Annotated in this window: 15 protein-coding genes and 1 tRNA gene; 7 read left to right on the forward strand and 9 right to left on the reverse strand. The window is 71.3% G+C overall.

What is annotated here, in order from left to right; all coding sequences use genetic code 11:
- Positions 1-389 precede the first annotated feature (389 nt).
- The 4 genes from M1E25_RS07815 (at position 390) to M1E25_RS07830 (ending at position 4,472) form a co-directional block, all read left to right on the forward strand.
- A complete protein-coding gene (locus M1E25_RS07815) occupies positions 390-1,937 on the forward strand; it encodes a M4 family metallopeptidase (protein ID WP_285830523.1) in 1,548 nt (515 codons plus the stop codon).
- A gap of 152 nt (positions 1,938-2,089) precedes the next feature.
- Positions 2,090-3,175, forward strand: a complete 1,086-nt coding sequence (locus tag M1E25_RS07820; protein WP_251411760.1) for an S-(hydroxymethyl)mycothiol dehydrogenase — start codon at positions 2,090-2,092, stop codon at positions 3,173-3,175.
- On the forward strand, positions 3,175-3,831 hold the full coding sequence (locus M1E25_RS07825) for an MBL fold metallo-hydrolase (protein ID WP_251411761.1): 657 nt from the start codon (positions 3,175-3,177) through the stop codon (positions 3,829-3,831). The genes M1E25_RS07820 and M1E25_RS07825 overlap by 1 nt, the downstream gene beginning before the upstream one ends.
- A 140-nt stretch (positions 3,832-3,971) precedes the next feature.
- On the forward strand, positions 3,972-4,472 hold the full coding sequence (locus M1E25_RS07830) for a hypothetical protein (protein ID WP_251411763.1): 501 nt from the start codon (positions 3,972-3,974) through the stop codon (positions 4,470-4,472).
- Positions 4,473-4,490: 18 nt separating this feature from the next.
- Here M1E25_RS07830 and M1E25_RS07835 read toward each other — a convergent pair whose 3' ends face one another.
- The 6 genes from M1E25_RS07835 to M1E25_RS07860 form a co-directional block, all read right to left on the reverse strand.
- Positions 4,491-4,931: a hypothetical protein gene (locus M1E25_RS07835; RefSeq protein ID WP_251411765.1), complete on the reverse strand. Its 441-nt coding sequence runs from the start codon at positions 4,929-4,931 to the stop codon at positions 4,491-4,493.
- Between the two features lie 111 nt (positions 4,932-5,042).
- Positions 5,043-5,732 carry a pentapeptide repeat-containing protein gene (locus M1E25_RS07840; RefSeq protein WP_251411767.1) on the reverse strand — a complete coding sequence of 230 codons (690 nt, stop codon included), beginning with the start codon at positions 5,730-5,732 and terminating at the stop codon, positions 5,043-5,045.
- Between the two features lie 100 nt (positions 5,733-5,832).
- Entirely contained in the window at positions 5,833-6,303 is a 471-nt protein-coding gene (locus M1E25_RS07845; RefSeq protein WP_251411769.1) for a GNAT family N-acetyltransferase, read from the reverse strand.
- Positions 6,300-8,555, reverse strand: coding sequence for a SpoIIE family protein phosphatase (locus M1E25_RS07850; protein ID WP_251411771.1), 2,256 nt, complete (start codon positions 8,553-8,555; stop codon positions 6,300-6,302). The genes M1E25_RS07845 and M1E25_RS07850 overlap by 4 nt, the downstream gene beginning before the upstream one ends.
- A gap of 297 nt (positions 8,556-8,852) precedes the next feature.
- The gene (locus M1E25_RS07855) at positions 8,853-9,401 is read right to left on the reverse strand and encodes a hypothetical protein (RefSeq protein ID WP_251411773.1); all 549 of its coding nucleotides are present in this window, start codon (positions 9,399-9,401) and stop codon (positions 8,853-8,855) included.
- Between the two features lie 477 nt (positions 9,402-9,878).
- Positions 9,879-9,951 (reverse strand) — tRNA-Thr (locus M1E25_RS07860).
- 178 nt (positions 9,952-10,129) lie between these two features.
- Here M1E25_RS07860 and M1E25_RS07865 point away from each other — a divergent pair.
- The 3 genes from M1E25_RS07865 (at position 10,130) to M1E25_RS07875 (ending at position 12,799) form a co-directional block, all read left to right on the forward strand.
- The gene (locus tag M1E25_RS07865) at positions 10,130-11,266 is read left to right on the forward strand and encodes an ABC transporter ATP-binding protein (protein ID WP_251411776.1); all 1,137 of its coding nucleotides are present in this window, start codon (positions 10,130-10,132) and stop codon (positions 11,264-11,266) included.
- A gap of 203 nt (positions 11,267-11,469) precedes the next feature.
- Positions 11,470-11,886 carry a hypothetical protein gene (locus tag M1E25_RS07870; RefSeq protein WP_251411779.1) on the forward strand — a complete coding sequence of 139 codons (417 nt, stop codon included), beginning with the start codon at positions 11,470-11,472 and terminating at the stop codon, positions 11,884-11,886.
- A gap of 115 nt (positions 11,887-12,001) precedes the next feature.
- Positions 12,002-12,799, forward strand: a complete 798-nt coding sequence (locus M1E25_RS07875) for a nucleotidyltransferase family protein (RefSeq protein ID WP_251411782.1) — start codon at positions 12,002-12,004, stop codon at positions 12,797-12,799.
- A gap of 92 nt (positions 12,800-12,891) precedes the next feature.
- On the opposite strand, the gene M1E25_RS07880 is transcribed toward M1E25_RS07875, so the two are convergent.
- From M1E25_RS07880 to cysS, 3 genes are all read right to left on the reverse strand, one after another.
- Positions 12,892-14,517, reverse strand: a complete 1,626-nt coding sequence (locus M1E25_RS07880) for a DoxX family protein (protein WP_372500538.1) — start codon at positions 14,515-14,517, stop codon at positions 12,892-12,894.
- Between the two features lie 183 nt (positions 14,518-14,700).
- A complete protein-coding gene (gene rlmB, locus M1E25_RS07885; protein ID WP_251411785.1) occupies positions 14,701-15,651 on the reverse strand; it encodes a 23S rRNA (guanosine(2251)-2'-O)-methyltransferase RlmB in 951 nt (316 codons plus the stop codon).
- Positions 15,652-15,815: 164 nt separating this feature from the next.
- Entirely contained in the window at positions 15,816-17,210 is a 1,395-nt protein-coding gene (gene cysS / locus M1E25_RS07890; RefSeq protein ID WP_251411788.1) for a cysteine--tRNA ligase, read from the reverse strand.
- Positions 17,211-17,281 lie beyond the last annotated feature (71 nt).

The following is a 17,281-nucleotide window of genomic DNA, read 5'->3' on the forward strand; positions in this document are numbered from 1 at the left end:
CGAGGCGTCGGCATTTTTCCCGTCGCATCGTTCTCGACGCGCTGCGGTCAACCCTGAACTTCGTTGTTGTCAGGGGTTCATGACGCCGCATAACGAACAACAACGGACGCTCATCGGACAACTCCAGGTCAAATTTTTGTAGGTGATCTGTCAACAACGTTCATCGAGTGGCACGCTCTCCCCGAGCTCTCCGCCCCCACGAGCCACCCCGAGAGCTTGCACCACGCAGGCACCACTCCCGCAGTCCAGTCCCGCGGGCGGTCGTCCCCGGCCGCTCGCCCCCCCACCAGGGCCGTCAGGCCCCGCACCGAGGAGACCGAGTGAGACGCCCCGAGAACTCCCCCCGCCGCACCACCGTCCGTGCCGCCGCCCTCGTTGCCTCGGCGGCCATGGTCGTCGTCGGTATCCAGTCCGGCTCGGCGAGCGCCGGCAACGAGCGCAGCAGTGCGTCCGCGGTGACGATGAGTGCCGGCCAGCACGCCGCTGCCGTCAAGGACGCACAGGCGTCCGCTCCCGCAACCGCCGACGCCCTCGGGCTCGGCGGCAAGGAGAAGCTGGTCGTCCGCGACGTGATCAAGGACGCGAACGGCACCGTGCACACCCGCTACGAGCGCACCTACGCCGGTCTGCCGGTCCTCGGCGGTGACCTGGTCGTCCACGAGAAGAAGGACGGCGCCCGCTCCACCACCAAGGCGACGAAGGCCCGGATAGCCGTGGCCTCCACCACGGCCGAACTGCCCGCGGCGAGCGCGAAGAAGAGCGCCCTGAAGGCCGCCGAGGCGGAGAAGACCGGCAAGGCGGAGGCCGGCAAGGAGCCCCGCAAGGTGATCTGGGCCGCCGACGGCAAGCCCACCCTCGCCTGGGAGACGGTCGTCACCGGTCTCCAGCACGACGGCACCCCCAGCGAGCTGCACGTCGTCACCGACGCGAAGTCCGGCGCGAAGCTGTACCAGTTCGAGGCGATCCGGACCGGTACCGGTACCGGCGACTACAACGGCACCGTCACCCTGGGCACCAGCCCCGGGGGCAGCGGGTACACGATGACCGACAGCGGTCGCGGCGGCCACAAGACCTACGACCTCAACGGCGGCACCTCCGGGACCGGAACGCTGTTCACCGACGCCGACGACGTCTGGGGCGGCGGACGGCAGAGCGCCGGCGTCGACGCCCACTACGGTGCGGCCGAGACGTGGGACTACTACAAGAACGTGCACGGCCGCACCGGCATCCGCGGTGACGGCGCCGCCGCCTACTCCCGTGCCCACTACGGGAACGCGTACGTCAACGCCTTCTGGTCGGACTCCTGCTTCTGCATGACCTACGGCGACGGTGAGGGCAACTCCAACCCGCTCACCTCGATCGACGTCGCCGGCCACGAGATGACGCACGGTGTCACCTCCAACACCGCCGGCCTGAACTACAGCGGAGAGTCCGGCGGCCTGAACGAGGCCACCTCCGACATCTTCGGCACCTCCGTCGAGTTCTACGCCAACAACTCCGCCGACCCCGGCGACTACCTCATCGGCGAGAAGATCGACATCAACGGCGACGGCACCCCGCTGCGCTACATGGACAAGCCCAGCAAGGACGGCGCGTCCTGGGACTACTGGTCCACCGGCATGAACGGCATCGACGTCCACTACTCGTCGGGCCCGGCCAACCACTTCTTCTTCCTGCTCTCCGAGGGCAGCGGCGCCAGGACCGTCAACGGCGTGAGCTACAACAGCCCGACGTACGACGGCTCCACGATCACGGGCATCGGCCGCGGCAAGGCCGAGAAGATCTGGTTCCGGGCGCTGTCCACCTACATGACGTCCACCACCAAGTACGCGGGCGCCCGTACGGCCACACTCAACGCGGCGGCCGACCTCTACGGCAGCTCCAGCACCGAGTACCAGACCGTCAACGCGGCCTGGAAGGCCATCAACGTCAACTGATCCCGCACATCTGACGCACCGGCACCGGGCACGGGCCGCACCGATCACACGGTGCGGCCCGTTTCCCGTTCCGCCCGGGGTGTTGTGTCCGTCCCCCGACGTGGGCATACGACAGTGGATCCCACGCAGTCCGGCGAGGAAGAGAGACCCCCATGGCACAACAGGTACGCGGCGTCGTGGCACCCGGCAAGGGCGAACCGGTACGGCTCGAAACCATCGTGGTACCGGACCCCGGCCCCGGCGAAGCCGTGGTGCAGATCCAGGCATGCGGGGTGTGCCACACCGATCTGCACTACCGCGAGGGCGGCATCAACGACGAGTTCCCGTTCCTGCTCGGGCACGAGGCCGCCGGCATCGTCGAGAGCGTCGGCGACGGCGTGACCGAGGTGACCCCCGGTGACTTCGTGATCCTCAACTGGCGTGCGGTGTGCGGTCGGTGCCGGGCCTGCCGACGCGGGCGCCCCTGGTACTGCTTCGCCACCCACAACGCCTCCCAGCCGATGACGCTCACCGACGGCACCGCGCTGGCCCCCGCGCTCGGCATCGGCGCCTTCGCCGACAAGACCCTGGTGGCGGCCGGGCAGTGCACCAAGGTGGACCGGGCCGCCTCCCCGGCGGCGGCGGGCCTGCTGGGCTGCGGTGTGATGGCGGGCCTCGGGGCCGCGATCAACACCGGGAACGTCGACCGGGGCGACGCCGTCGCGGTCATCGGCTGCGGCGGGGTGGGGAACGCCGCCATCGCCGGGGCCCGGCTGGCCGGGGCAGCCAAGATCATCGCGGTGGACCTGGAGGACCGCAAGCTTGAGCAGGCGCGCGGCCTCGGGGCTACGCACACCGTCAACGCGAGCGCCGCGGACGTCGTGTCGAGCATCCGGGAGCTGACCGGCGGATACGGCGCCGACGTCGTCATCGACGCGGTCGGCCGCCCCGAGACCTACCGCCAGGCCTTCTACGCCCGGGACCTCGCGGGCACCGTCGTCCTGGTCGGCGTCCCCACGCCCGAGATGAAGCTGGAACTGCCGCTGCTCGACGTGTTCGGACGCGGCGGGTCGCTGAAGTCGTCCTGGTACGGCGACTGCCTGCCGGAAAGGGACTTCCCCATGCTGATCGACCTGTACCTCCAGGGGCGCCTGGACCTCGACGCGTTCGTCAGCGAGACGATCGGCCTCGAGGACATCGAGGAGGCGTTCGAGAAGATGCACCGCGGTGACGTGCTGCGTTCGGTGGTGGTCTTCTGATGGCCCCCGCCACCCCCTCGGCGCCCCACGCCGCCCGCATCGACCACCTCGTCACCTCCGGCACGTTCTCCCTGGACGGCGGCACCTGGGACGTCGACAACAACGTCTGGATCGTCGGCGACGACCGCGAGGTCTACGTGATCGACGCCGCGCACGACGCGGAGGCGATTCTCGGCGCCGTCGGCGACCGGCGGCTGCTCGGCATCATCTGCACCCACGGGCACGACGACCACATCGACGCCGCCCCCCGGGTCGCCGAACGTGCCGGAGCCCCGGTGCTGCTGCACCCGGACGACGACATGCTCTGGCGGATGCGCCACCCCGGCCTGCGGCCCGACGCCCCGCTGGCGGACGGCGAGGTGCTGACCGCCGGGGGCGTGGAACTGCATGTACTGCACACGCCCGGTCACAGCCCCGGTGCGGTCTGCCTGTACGCACCCGAACTGGCCACCGTGTTCTCCGGGGACACGCTCTTCCAGGGCGGCCCCGGGGCGACCGGGCGCTCGTACTCCTCGTTCCCGACGATCATCGACTCGATCCGGGAACGGCTGCTGACACTGCCCCCCGACACCGTGGTCCGCACCGGGCACGGCGACTCCACCACCATCGGCGCCGAGGCGCCGAACCTGGACGAATGGATCGCGCGCGGGCACTGAGCTGCCGGGCCTGGGCCCGCCGGGCAGGAGGAGCCGGGGCGGGCGCAAGCGGCGGGCCCCGCAGCGGCATCGCGGGCCCGCTCAGGGGCCGGGAACGGAGGCGGCGGGAAGCCGTGCAGCCGGTCTGTCACCATCGAACGGTGATCGACCTCGGCTACTCGCTCTCCCGCCGCTTCCCGGACCCCCCGCAGACGGACTACCGGACCGCCGACGTGCGCGCGCTGCGCCACGACCTGTTCTGCGGCGACGTCTACATCGCCGACACGAAGTCGGACCGCGAACTGTCCACAGCCTGGGGATGGGTACCCGTGCTGGACTTCGCCTGGGCCCTGTGCGACGTCGTCGAGCAGCTCGACCGCGACCCGAGGGGGAGCCGCTCGCACCGCGTCCAGTACGCGGAACTCGACTTCACCGAGTCGGCGGACTGCATGCTCTTCGAGCGCCGCTTCGGCTGGGTGGACGTCACAGCGGACTGGCAGGCCGCCGACGAGGCACCGTTGACGTTCAACCACCGTGCACTGCGCCGCGAGGCCCGCGACTTCCTGCACGATCTGATCGCCGACCTCACGGACATGCACGATGCCCTTGCCGACAACCCCGTTCTGTGGGATCTCCAGGCACGCTTTCCGCGCGTGGCATGACCCCGCGAACGGAAGGGATCAGAACCGGCGGATCCAGGTCGCCGCGCCGTGGCCGAGCCCGAGGTAGATGAGCGCGGGCAGGCCGTAGTTGAAGAGGACCCGGACGCCTTCGGTCTCCATGGTGAAGATGTCCTGGGACCAGCCGGCCAGCCAGTCGGCCATGCCGTGCACGAAGGCGACCAGAACGTTCCCCTGGTTGGCCTCGAGCAGGTACAGCAGGATCCACAGTCCGAGCACGGCGGCGAAAACATCACCGATGGTGTGGACGAGAAGGGCCATGCGGTGCCGTCCGGTGCCGTCCGGATTGCGGCGGTATCCCGCCGCCTCCTCGCGACCCGCGGCGGGGGCGTACTCGTAACCGTCTCTCCCGGAATAACCCGGGGCGTCGCGGTTTCCACCGTACGGGTCATGGGCAGGGTAGGGATTGTGCGCGTATCCGCGCTCGTCGGGGTGAGTCATGTGCCCCTGCTTGCCCCTGCCCGGATATTCGAAACCCCTTTCGCAAGTGAACGTTCTGCAACGGGGATGTGCACCGGTCGGCAAAAGGCAGCAAAAGCGCACGGAATCCTGTTATTCGGAATTCCCTTGCGATTCCACCCGTACGCCCAGAACCGATGCGAACACCGGCGCCAGCGCAATGAGTTGGTCCGGGGAGATCACCGAGCCCGCCAACCGGTCGACGCCGGCGGCAATATCGAATTCGGCCACCCCACGGAGATCGACGTCCTTCATCTCGGCATGGCCGAGATCAATCCGGCGCAGCGCGCAACCGGAAAAAGATACGCGTTCCATGGCGGATCCCCCGAAATCAGCTTCGACCAGAACGCAGTCCTCGAAAACGACATCGGTGAGCCGGGCACGTCGCAGATTCGGGTAATCGATCTTCCCGCCGCGAATGAGCACGCGGTCCAGTACGGCACCGTGCAGCTGGAGTCCCCCGAGCCGCGCCCCGTGCACCTCCACGTCCCGCAGTACGGCCCCCGACAGGTCTGCGCCCACCCCGCGGACGCCGTCGAGCACACAGTCGACGAACCGGGCCCCGCCGAGCCGCGCCGCGTCCAGCCCGCAGTCCCGGAACGCGCAGTCCAGGAAGCTCGCGCCCTCCCCGTACGCGGACGGGCCCAGTTCGGCACCGGCGAACTCGAGACCGTCGTAATCCGCCTCCGGCTGCGGTCCACCGTCCGGAGCGCGCCGCAACGGCGGCAGCACCACCTCCGGCCGCCTTACCGTGCTCGGCTGCTTCCTGGCTCCTCGCGCCATGGACTCCTCCACTCCGTCGCTTCCCGGACTGCCGGCCGATGACCGGAGTGTGCACCAGGGGTCCGACAACGGGTCGCCGGCACGTCCGCGCGAACCCGCCTCAGCCCGCTCCGAGACGGACCAGGCTCTCACCGGTCAGCCGGAACCCCGTCCACTCGTCCATGGCCGCCGCCCCGAGCGAGCGGTAGAAGTCGATCGACGGGGTGTTCCAGTCGAGCACCGACCAGTCGAGGCGGCCGTACCCGCGCTCCACGCAGATCCGGGCGAGTTCCGCCAGCAGCGCCTTGCCGTGGCCTTGCCCACGCGCCTCGGGACGGACGTAGAGGTCCTCGAGATAAATGCCGTGGACGCCGCGCCAGGTCGAGAAGTTCAGGAACCAGAGCGCGAAGCCCTCGATGCGACCATCCGCCTCGGCGATGTGGGCGAACACCGCGGGGCTCTCGCCGAACAGGGCGCTGTGCAGGTGGCCCTCGGTGGCCTCGACCTCGTGCTCGGCCTTCTCGTAGGCAGCGAGCTCGCGGATCATGGTGACGATGGCGGGGACGTCCCCGGGCGTGGCGGTGCGGATCATTTTCCCAGGCTATGACCCGGCGTCCGGACCTCCGACCGGATGTCCCCCCGATCTCCCCGATCATCCGGCGGGCCGCCCGCCGGTACCCGGAACTCGCACCACACGGCCTTCCCCGAGCCACGCGGCTCGACGCCCCAGCTGTCGGCCAGCTTCTCCACCATCAGCAGCCCGCGGCCCGATGTGGCGGACAGCCCCGGAGTGCGCCGCCGGGGCCACTCGCTCGACCGGTCCTGAGCCTCCACCCGGACCCGGCGCGGGCTGCCCGGCAGCAGCTCCAGATCGAGCAGTGCCCCGCCGTCGGTGTGCACCAGCGCGTTGGTGACCAGCTCGTCCGCGATCAGCTCGATCTCATGCGCGAGATCGCCGGTGCGCCAGGCCTCCAGCCCGTGCCGCACCATGGCGCGCGCCTCCGCGAGTCCCTCGGGGTCCGCCTGATGGATGTGCCGGCGCAGGCGCGGGAGCGCCGGCGCAGCCACCGTCGCGGAACGGCGCAGCAGCAGCAGCGCCATGTCGTCCTCGACGCCGGCACCCTCCCAGAGCAGTTCGGACACGTGGTCCGCGAGCTCATCCGGGTCGCGCGGGCCCCGGCTCACCGCGTCCGCGAGGGCGTCCATGCCCTCCTGGATGTTCCGTCCGGGCCGTTCGACGAGTCCGTCCGTGCAGAGCAGCAGGCCGGAGCCGGGGGCGAGATGCAGCCGGGTCTCCGGGAAGTCGTGCTCGTTGAACAGGGTGGCCAGTCCGAGCGGGAGACCGCCGCGCACGTTCGGCCAGTAGGCCCGGTGCCCCGCATCGCGGATCACGGGGCCCAGATGCCCCGCGCACACCACCTGGGCAAGGCCGGTCGCCAGATCGACCTGGACGTAGGTGCAGGTGGCGAAGCGTTCGGTGTCCAGGTCCGCGAGGAACCGGGAGGCCCGGGCCAGCACCGTGGCCGGCGGGTGGCCCTCGGCGGCGTATGCCCGGAGCGCGATCCGCAGCTGCCCCATCACCGCGGCGGCGTGGACGTCGTGCCCCTGGACGTCACCCACGACCGCCCCGAGCCGGCCCTGGGGGAGCGGGATCACGTCGTACCAGTCGCCGCCGACGTCCCGTCCGGTGGTGGCCGCGCGATAGCGGACGACGACATCGCCGCCGGACAGTTCCGGGATCCGTCGCGGCAGCATCGTGCCCTGCAGCCCGGTGGCGAGGTCCCGCTCCTCGTCGAAGAGCCGGGCGCGCTGGACGGACTGGGCCACGACACCGGCCAGTGCCACGTACAGGTCGCGGTCCTCGGCGGTGAACGTCTGCGGCTCCTCGTAGTACAGGCCGAGGGCGCCGATGCGCTGGGCCTGCGCGACCAGGGGGAGGAACGCGGCACTGCCCACGACGTGCGGCTCCAGGAAGCGCGCCACCTGCGGGTACTGCCGCCGGAACTCCTCCGCGGACTCCACGAAGCGGGGCCGCCGGCTCAGTACGGCATGTCCCAGGGGCAGGTCGGTGCCGAGCCGGACGAACTCGTCGTCGGTCCGCTCGCCGTCGGTCCGCTCGCCGTCGAACGGGCCGCCGGTCAGCGCGATGAACCGGAGACGGTCGCCGTCGACGACGCCCAGGGCCAGCCCCTCGACACCGAGGCCGCGCAGGTTCTCCGGGTCGGTGAGGACCTTGCCGATGTCCCGGGTCGTCAGTGCCTGCCCCAGCGCGGTGGTGGTCCGCTGCGCCAGCATGGTCCGGCGGCGCCGGGTCTCCTCGGCGGAGCGGGAGAGCGGCGAGTGGCCGAGCTCCGCCGTGGCGTCCCGGAGGATGCCGATGACGCGGCGGGGATACCCCGCGGCGTCCCGCAGCACACGGCCCTGGGCGTGGGTCCAGCGCCGGGAGCCGTCGCGGCAGGTGAGCAGGAAGTACGCGCCGTACTCGTCCCTGCCCTCGCGCAGGGCCTCCGTCACGGCGGCGTCGAGATGCATCGCCTCCTCGTGCGGTACGCGGACACCGAGCGAGAAGGGGTCCCCGTCGTATTCGTCCGCGCGCAGGTCCATGACGTCGAGTCCGCCCTCGTCGAGGAGGAAGGTCGAGGCGTCGAGGTCCCAGTCGAAGCTGCCCATGCGGTTGAGCGCGAGCCGGTGGCCTCCCGCGATCTCGCCGTGCAGCAGGTCGCCGGTGGGCGCACGGGCCGGCAGGTCTCCGGAGGACGCGGATGCGGCGGATCCGCCGGCGACCGGGAGCACGTCGGACCACGGCTCCCGGGGGTCGTAGCGCCGCTGTTCCGGCTCCGCCATGTCCGCGCTCCGATCACCGGCGTTCGGGCAACGCCCGAGACTGCACGCAGAACATACCTGCGTAAATCACCAGAATAGCCGTATGGGAGGCCGCCGTCCCCGGCGGATGCCGGACACCCGGCACGGCCCGGCCACGGGCGCTGTCCGAGTGGCGGCCGGCAACGAGCGGCGGGGCGCGGACCCCCGCCGCCGGGAATGCGCAGAGCCGCTCCACGGACCGAACGCCCCGGACGGCAGGACCGTCCGGGGCGTTCGGTGCCGTCCGGCGCGAAGCCGCCGGCGGGAGTGGAGCCGGGATCAGCCCACCGGGCCGTTGGCGTCCGTGGTCCCGACGGGCGCGCTGCCCGGGATCTCCTCGTCGCCGGTGGGACAGAACGGCACCGTGCCGGTGTTGGCGACGTACCGGGCGGTGACCCACGCCGCCTGGCCCCGGATCCGGTACCACAGGTCGTTGCCGTCGACGTTCTGGCCGTGGACCTTGCAGTCCAGCCCGACCTGGGCGTCGTAGGCAAGCGATCCGACGGCGGCGGACGCGGTGGTCGGCCCGGCCCGCAGCACCACACCGGTGGGGCTGATGACCGTGCCGTACGGCACCGCCGGGGTGCCCGCTTCCTCGCCACCGATGCCGGTGTCGCTGTGGCCGGAGCTGGATACGTTGTCCCGGCCGACGACGTTCTCGTCGCCCATCACGACCTGGTTGTGGTCACCGCGCACCACGATGGCCTTGCTGCCGTAGTGGTCCGCCCCGGGCCCGTCCTCCGCATGGGCGACCGTCGCCCCGCCGCCCGTCAGGGCCAGCGCCGCCAGGACCGCCGCACCGAGACGCATCCCGTAGTGCTTCTTCATGCCTGTTCCTTTCCATGGGAGATTGAGCCGAGGTGGACGGTATATACGGCGATCAAATTTGGCGCGTATTGGGTCAAATGTGGGCGAGTAGAGTCATTGCACAGTCGGAATTGATCACGTAGCCGCTGCGCAGGACGCGGCCCGGGAGGCACCGGGTTCGGCCCGGGTCTGCGCGTGCCGGACGCAGCAGCCGGCGTGTGTCCGAAGCGTGGGAGGAACGGCCGGGTGCGGCGCGGTGGATCCAACCACCGCCGATGACCGCCGCCTTGACCGGGAGGGCGCGTCGGACGCACGACGCCGGTCGTCAACGGCGGGCACATCCCGAGAGGTTGAGGCAGTGGGTTTCTCGACCCCGAAGCAACCGAGCTTGCGCAGGGTCACCACACACGACCGCCCCAGAACCACTGCCGTCGCCTGTGGATGTCAAACGCCCCGGACGATCTTGTCGTCCGGGGCGTTCTCGCTGCTGGAGCGCAGAGCCGACTGTCGGGTTCGAACCGACGACCTTCGCTTTACAAGAGCGGTGCTCTACCAGCTGAGCTAAGTCGGCGTCCCGAGCAGTGTACCCAGCCGGGGGCGTGGTCCGGTTCACGATTTTCGACTGCCCACAACTGATGACAACGATGTTATGACCGGGTTAACGTCACTGCACCTCATCCACCCATGTGGACCACACCACACCTTTACTCGGATCGTCCGGCACGTTCCTGCCGGTGAAGGGATCACCCATGGCCACGGTCACGTTCGACGGCGCCACGCGCATCTACCCGGGCTCCGAGAAGCCCGCTGTCGACAAGCTCGACATCGAGATCGAGGACGGCGAGTTCCTCGTCCTCGTCGGCCCCTCGGGCTGCGGAAAGTCGACCTCCCTGCGCATGCTCGCCGGCCTCGAGGACGTCGACGGCGGCGCGATACGCATCGGCGACCGCGACGTCACGCACCTGCCGCCCAAGGACCGGGACATCGCCATGGTGTTCCAGAACTACGCGCTCTACCCGCACATGACCGTCGCCGACAACATGGGCTTCGCCCTGAAGATCGCGGGCGTCAACAAGACGGAGATCCGAGCGAAGGTCGAGGAGGCCGCGAAGATCCTCGACCTCACGGAGTACCTGGACCGCAAGCCGAAGGCGCTCTCCGGCGGCCAGCGCCAGCGCGTCGCCATGGGCCGCGCGATCGTCCGCCAGCCGCAGGTCTTCCTGATGGACGAGCCGCTGTCGAACCTCGACGCCAAGCTCCGCGTTTCGACGCGTACGCAGATCGCGTCGCTGCAGCGCCGCCTCGGCATCACCACCGTGTACGTCACCCACGACCAGGTCGAGGCCATGACCATGGGCGACCGCGTCGCGGTGCTCAAGGACGGCGTCCTCCAGCAGGTCGACTCGCCGCGCAACATGTACGACCACCCGGCGAACCTCTTCGTCGCGGGCTTCATCGGCTCCCCTGCCATGAACCTGGTCGAGGTCCCGATCACCGACGGCGGCGTCAAGTTCGGCAACAGCGTCGTCCCCGTCTCCCGTGAGGCCCTGGGCGCCGCGTCCGAGAAGGGCGACCGCACGGTCACCGTCGGTGTCCGGCCCGAGCACTTCGACGTGGTCGAGGAGGGTGGCGCCGCCGCCGAGCGCCTCTCGAAGGCGAGCGAGGACGCACCCGCCGGCCTCGCCGTGACCGTCAACGTGGTCGAGGAACTCGGCGCCGACGGCTACGTCTACGGCTCGGCCGACGTCAGCGGCCAGAAGAAGGACCTCGTGGTCCGCGTGAACGGCCGCCAGGTCCCGGAGAAGGGCGCCGACCTCCACGTCCTTCCGCGCCCGGACGAGATCCACGTCTTCTCGACGTCCTCCGGCGAGCGCCTCACCGGCTGAGGCGGACAACTCCAGCGCCGCTGTACGTGGCCGGCACCTCCGCGGACATAGCGGCCATTTGGTCAACCGGCGTCAACACGCGGCCGGTTCGCGCGACGCTCCCTCCCCCGGGAGGGTGACCGAATGTCGCCAATTCACTACTCCTCGCTACGATTTCGTGTGTACCACACGCCCTCCCGCCCGACTCCCAGCGAGGAAGTCCCGTGAAGACCACAGCCCACCGCGTCGGCCGAACCCTGGCCCTCGTCCTGCCCGTTGTCCTCGTCCTGTCCGGGACCCTTGCGGTCGCGAGCGTGCCGTGGACCACACCCGACTCGCAGTACCAGGTGCTGACCGCGTCCTCGGCGAAGGCCTCGACGCTCGCCAAGCCCCGCGCCCCGCAGGACGTCCTGCGCGACCGGCTCCTCGCCGAACTCCAGCGGAAGGACCCCGGCGTCGCCCTCACCCACCTCCAGCAGGAGGTGCACCGCCGGCCCTCCCTCGTCAAGCACTGCGCCTCGATCGCGCGCGCCCTCGGCCGCGCCGCCGTCGCCAAGTACGGCCCGGTCGGCGCCCAGCGTTACTCCCGCCCCGTCTGCGACACCTCCTTCGCGAGCGGCGTCGCCCAGGAATCCTCCTGACGGAACGACCGGCCGGAACAGCCGGACCCCGAACCCCCGAGCGCCGGGAGGGCGCGGCAGCCACCGCCCTCCCGTGAACGCTCCACCGCGTGCGGCACCGCCTAGGGTGCACAGCATGACGGATGCCCACGAACCGCACAGATCGCACCAGTCGCGTGTCCGCGACCTGCCGGAGCAGCCCACGCAAGCCGTGGTCCTGGCCGGCGGGCACGGCACGCGGCTGCGCCCGTACACGGACGACCGGCCCAAGCCGATGGTCGAGGTCCCCGGGACGGGCATCCCGATCCTCGGCCATCAACTCGCCTGGCTGGCCGAGGAGGGCGTGACGGACGTCGTCGTCTCCTGCGGGCACCTCGCCGGTGTCGTCCAGGACTGGCTCGCGCACGCGGCCGGTGCCCCGCCCGGATCCGGCCGCGGATTCCCCGATTCCCTGCGCGTCTCGACCGTGGTCGAGACGACGCCCCTCGGACGCGGCGGGGGACTCAAACTCGCCGCGGCCTCACTCCCCCGTCCCGACCGCCCCTGGTACGCCACGAACGGCGACATCTGGACCCGGTTCCCGCTGCGGGACATGGCCGGCTTCCACGCGGAGCGCGACGCCGTGGCCACCCTGGCCCTGGCCCGGCCGCGCATCCCCTGGGGCGCCGTGGAGACCGACGCGTTCGGCCACGTCGTGGACTTCGTCGAGGCCCCGCCGTCGCCGTACCTCGTCAACGCGGGCGTCTACGTCTTCTCTCCCGGCTTCACCGACCTGCTCCCCGACCGCGGCGACCACGAGCGCACCACGTTCCCCCGCCTCGCCCGTTCCCGGCGGCTCGCCGGCTTCCCGCTGCCGCAGGAGTCCGCCTGGCGAGCCATCGACACCGCCAAGGACCTCGAGGAGGCCGCCGCGGACGCGGCCCGGCGCCACTGACTCCACCGCCCGTACGCGCTGCCCGGCCGGACCCCGGCACAGTCCCGGCCTGTCCCGCCGGAGGCGGGGCAGGCCGGGACGGACCGAGAGGTTCAGCCCAGCAGGCCGCCGAGGGCATCGCCGGAATCCGAACCCCCGCCGGAGGAACCACTGCCACCGGTCCCGCCCGACGAACTGCCGCCGCCCGGCGCGGAACCACCCGATGTGCCCCCGGTCGGCCCGGTGGGAGGCGCGGGCGGCGGCACGGGGCGGGTCGGGGTGGTGCTCGAACTGTCCCGGCCGGTCCCGTCGCCCACGCGCCCGTTTCCGCGCGCCGTCTCGCTCGGCGACGCCGGTGAGGACGGCTGGGCGGACCGTCCGGTGTTGCCCGCACCGGGCACCTGTGACTCCGGCCCGCGGGACGGCTCCTTCGGCAGCGGGGACCCCGGCAGATGGTTGGTCGGGGTCCCGCCCGGCTCCGGCACCGTCGCCGTCCGCGTGGACCGCACGGCCCCGCCGAGCATCGAACCGGTCAGCAGCGCGAGGCCCACCACGACCGTGACCAGGACCGTGCCCCGCCGCAGCACGCGCTTGCGCAGATCCCAGATCCCGGAACGCGGGCCCAGCCGGCGCCATGCCTCACCGGTGAGCCGCCCGTCCATCGAGTAGACCGGCGCCCCGGCGATCACCAGGGGGCTCCAGGCGGCGAGATACACGATGTCGGGGACGTCGTACGCCGGGGCGCTGCGCCAGCTGACCGTGAGCAGCAGCGCCGCCGAGAGCAGCGCGCCCAGCGAGGCGGCGACCCGCTGCCACAGGCCCAGGATCGTGAGCACGCCGACGACGATCTGGAGGAACGCGACCGTCAGGCCGGAGCCGACGGGGTGCGCGAGCGCGAAGTCCCGCAGCGAGGAGGCGAGTCCCCAGGGCCGGAGCGCTGCGAGCCAGGTGACCATGGTTCCGCTCTCGCCGCCGTCGAAGTAGACCGGGTCGCAGAGCTTGCCCATGCCGGCGTAGACGGAGATGAAGCCGAGGAAGATCCGCAGCGGCAGCAGGACGACCCCGAGGTTCATCCGGCGTCCGGGGTAGTACGCGTGGCGCACGGAGTCGTCGCCCGGCCGGCGCCGGGCGCGCGGTCCAGCGGCGTCCGCGGGCAGCCCGCCGGCGCCGAACCCGTCGTCCTCACCGAGCGGTTCGTCGTCCGCGACGTACGCGGCGCCGACGGCCGCGTCGTCGTAGGCGCCGACCGGACGGCGGCGCCCACGGGCGTCCCGGTCGCGGTACGGGCCGGAGCCCCCGTCCGCGGCATCCTCGTCGAACGCCCCGCGCACCGGGCGGGCCCCGCGCAGCATCCCGGTTCCGGGTCCCGGCGTGCGCGGCGTTCCGGCGTCCGGGATCCGGGGCAGCACCCGGGTTGCGGTCGGGTCGTCGGGCAGGCCGAGGCTCGCGCCGGAATTGCGTACCGCCTGCAGGAGTTGACCCGCCGCCGGGTCGCCGGGCTCGGTGCGTCCGCTCCACACCACCGGGGTGCGGCGGCGCTGCGGGGCGACCTTGGGGTGCCCCGCGGCGTCTGCCGTCAGGCCGTGGCGGACCACCGGCGTCGCGAGCTGCACACGGAAGCTTGCGTGGTTGACGATGACCTGTGCCGGGTCGCACGGCACCTTCACCGTGCTCAGCAGAGGCTCGTCGTCGAACCCCGGCGAGCGTCCGCCCATGGGGCGAGGTGTTCTGGTGTCCACACTCCTCTAACCGAGTGACACCCGTTAAGGACACTGCTTCGGTCCTTGCGAAAGCACCCGGGCACGTCAACGCGGCACGCCGGTCACCCGCAGCGCAACCCTCCGGAGAGGTCGGGAGGCTGCGGCGGATCGGGACGTGCTCCGGCCGGACGGGCCGGGGGTCCGGGCCGGCAGCGGACGGACTCAGCCGCGGCGGCGCGCCGTCTCGTACAGCACGACCCCCGCCGCCACACCGGCGTTGAGGGACTCGGCCCCGCCCGGCATCGGGATGCGGACCCGGATGTCGCAGGTCTCGCCGACCAGCCGCGACAGCCCCTTGCCCTCGCTGCCGATCACGATGGCGACCGGGCCGTCGAGCATCTCCAGGTCGCCCAGATCCGCCTCACCCTCGGCCGCCAGTCCGACGACCGTCAGCCCCGCCTTCTTGTACGCCTCGAGGACCCGGGTCATGTTCGCCGCCCGCGCCACGGGGGTACGGGCAGCGGTGCCGGCCGAGGTCTTCCAGGCGCCGGCGGTCATCCCGGCCGCCCGCCGCTCCGGAACCACCACGCCGTGCCCGCCGAACGCGGACACCGAGCGGACGATCGCACCGAGATTGCGCGGGTCCGTGATGCCGTCGAGGACCACGACCAGCGGGTCCTCACCGGCGTCGAACGCCGCGGCGGTGAGGTCGTCGGGGTGGGCGTAGTCGTACGGAGGCACCTGGAGCACCAGGCCCTGGTGGTTCAGCCCGTTGGCCATGCGGTCGAGCTCGGGGCGCGGCGCCTCCATGAGGTTCATGCCGCGGTCGGTGGCGAGCTGGATCGACTCCCGCACCCGGTCGTCGGAGTCGATGTACTGCTGGACGTACAGGGTGTTCGCGGGCACGCCCTCGCGCAGCGCCTCCACCACCGAATTGCGGCCGAGCACCAGCTCGTTGGTCCCCTTGGGACCGCCGCGGCGCGGAGCCGGCCGGCCGGTGGACTGCTTGGCCTTGGCGTTGGCGATGCGGTTCTTCACATGCCCCTTGCGGGCGGACGCGGGCGGGGTCGGGCCCTTGCCCTCCAGGGCCCGGCGCCGCTGACCGCCGCTGCCGACCTGCATGCCCTTCTTGTTGGACGTGCGGCGGTTCCTGCGCTGGCTGTTGCCGGCCATGGGTCACCTGACTTCTTTCCTTCGGCCGTCCCCACCGGCAGTCTCACGGAGCCTGCCGGCGTCGGGATCGGCTTCGCCGGAACGTTTCCGGCGGTTGCCTGCTTGTGTGCGTACTTGTCTGCGTACTGGAGGGTCCGGGGCCACTGTCCCGGACCGGATGGCGGTCAGCGCGGGCCGAGCTCCCACCGGGGGCCGCTCGGGGTGTCCTCGATGACGAGGCCGGACTGCTGGAGCTGGTCGCGGATCGCGTCCGCCGTCGCGTAGTCCTTGCGCTCGCGGGCCGCCTGGCGCTGCTCGAGCACGAGCCGCACCAGGGAGTCCACCACGCCGTGGAGGTCGCCGCCGTCACCGGAGTCCGCCCATTGTTCGTCGAGCGGGTCGAGGCCCAGCACTCCGAGCATCGCACGGAGCTCGGCGAGCCGGGCCGCCACGGTCTCCTTGTCGTCGGCGGTCAGCGCACTGTTGCCCTGCCGGACGGTCGCGTGAACGATCGCCATCGCCTGCGGAACGCCGAGGTCGTCGTCCATGGCCTCGGCGAACGCCGGCGGCACCTCGGCCGACGGCTCGACCGGTCCGGCCAGCTCGACCGCGCGGTGGACGAACCCCTCGATACGGGCGAACGCGGACTCGGCCTCGCGCAGGGCCTCCTCGCTGTACTCGATCATCGACCGGTAGTGCGGGGTGCCGAGGTAGTAGCGCAGGACGATGGGGCGCCATGCCTTGACCATCGCGGAGACGAGCACGGAGTTGCCGAGCGACTTGCTCATCTTCTCGCCGCTCATGGTGACCCAGGCGTTGTGCACCCAGTATCGCGCGAACGCGTCACCGAACGCCTTGGCCTGCGCGATCTCGTTCTCGTGGTGCGGGAAGATCAGATCGAGCCCGCCGCCGTGGATGTCGAAGGCGCTGCCCAGGTACTTGTGCGCCATCGCCGAGCACTCCAGGTGCCAGCCGGGGCGCCCGCGCCCCCACGGCGTCTCCCAGCTGGGCTCACCGGGCTTGGTGGCCTTCCACATGGCGAAATCGCGGGCGTCGCGCTTGCCGGTCTCGCCCTCGGCGGAGGGCTGCAGGAGGTTGTCCAGCTCCTGGTTGGACAGCGCGAGGTACCCGGGGAAGCTGCGGACGTCGAAGTAGACGTTGCCGTCGGCGGCGTAGGCGTGGCCCCGGTCGATGAGCCCGCGCATCATCTCGATCATCTCGGGCACGTGGCCGGTGGCGCGCGGCTCGTACGTGGGGGGCAGGCAACCGAGCGCGTCGTAGCCGTCGTTGAACGCGCGCTCGTTCTCGAAGCCGATGGCCCACCAGGGGCGACCCTGGTCGGCCTGCTTCGCGATGATCTTGTCGTCGATGTCCGTGACGTTGCGGACGAACGTCACCTCGTAGCCGCGGTGGGCGAACCAGCGGCGCATGATGTCGAAGTTGAGGCCCGACCTGATGTGCCCGATGTGCGGGGCGGCCTGCACCGTGGCACCGCACAGGTAGATCGAGACGCAGCCCGGCGTGAGCGGGGTGAAGTCACGGATCTGCCGGGCGCTGGTGTCGTACAGGCGAATGGTCACGCAACAAGGGTAGTGGGCGCGCGGCAGTGCCCCGTCCCCCTGTGGACAGGGACACGGAAACGTGACACCGG

This window comes from Streptomyces meridianus (assembly GCF_023703325.1).
Classification (GTDB): domain Bacteria; phylum Actinomycetota; class Actinomycetes; order Streptomycetales; family Streptomycetaceae; genus Streptomyces; species Streptomyces meridianus.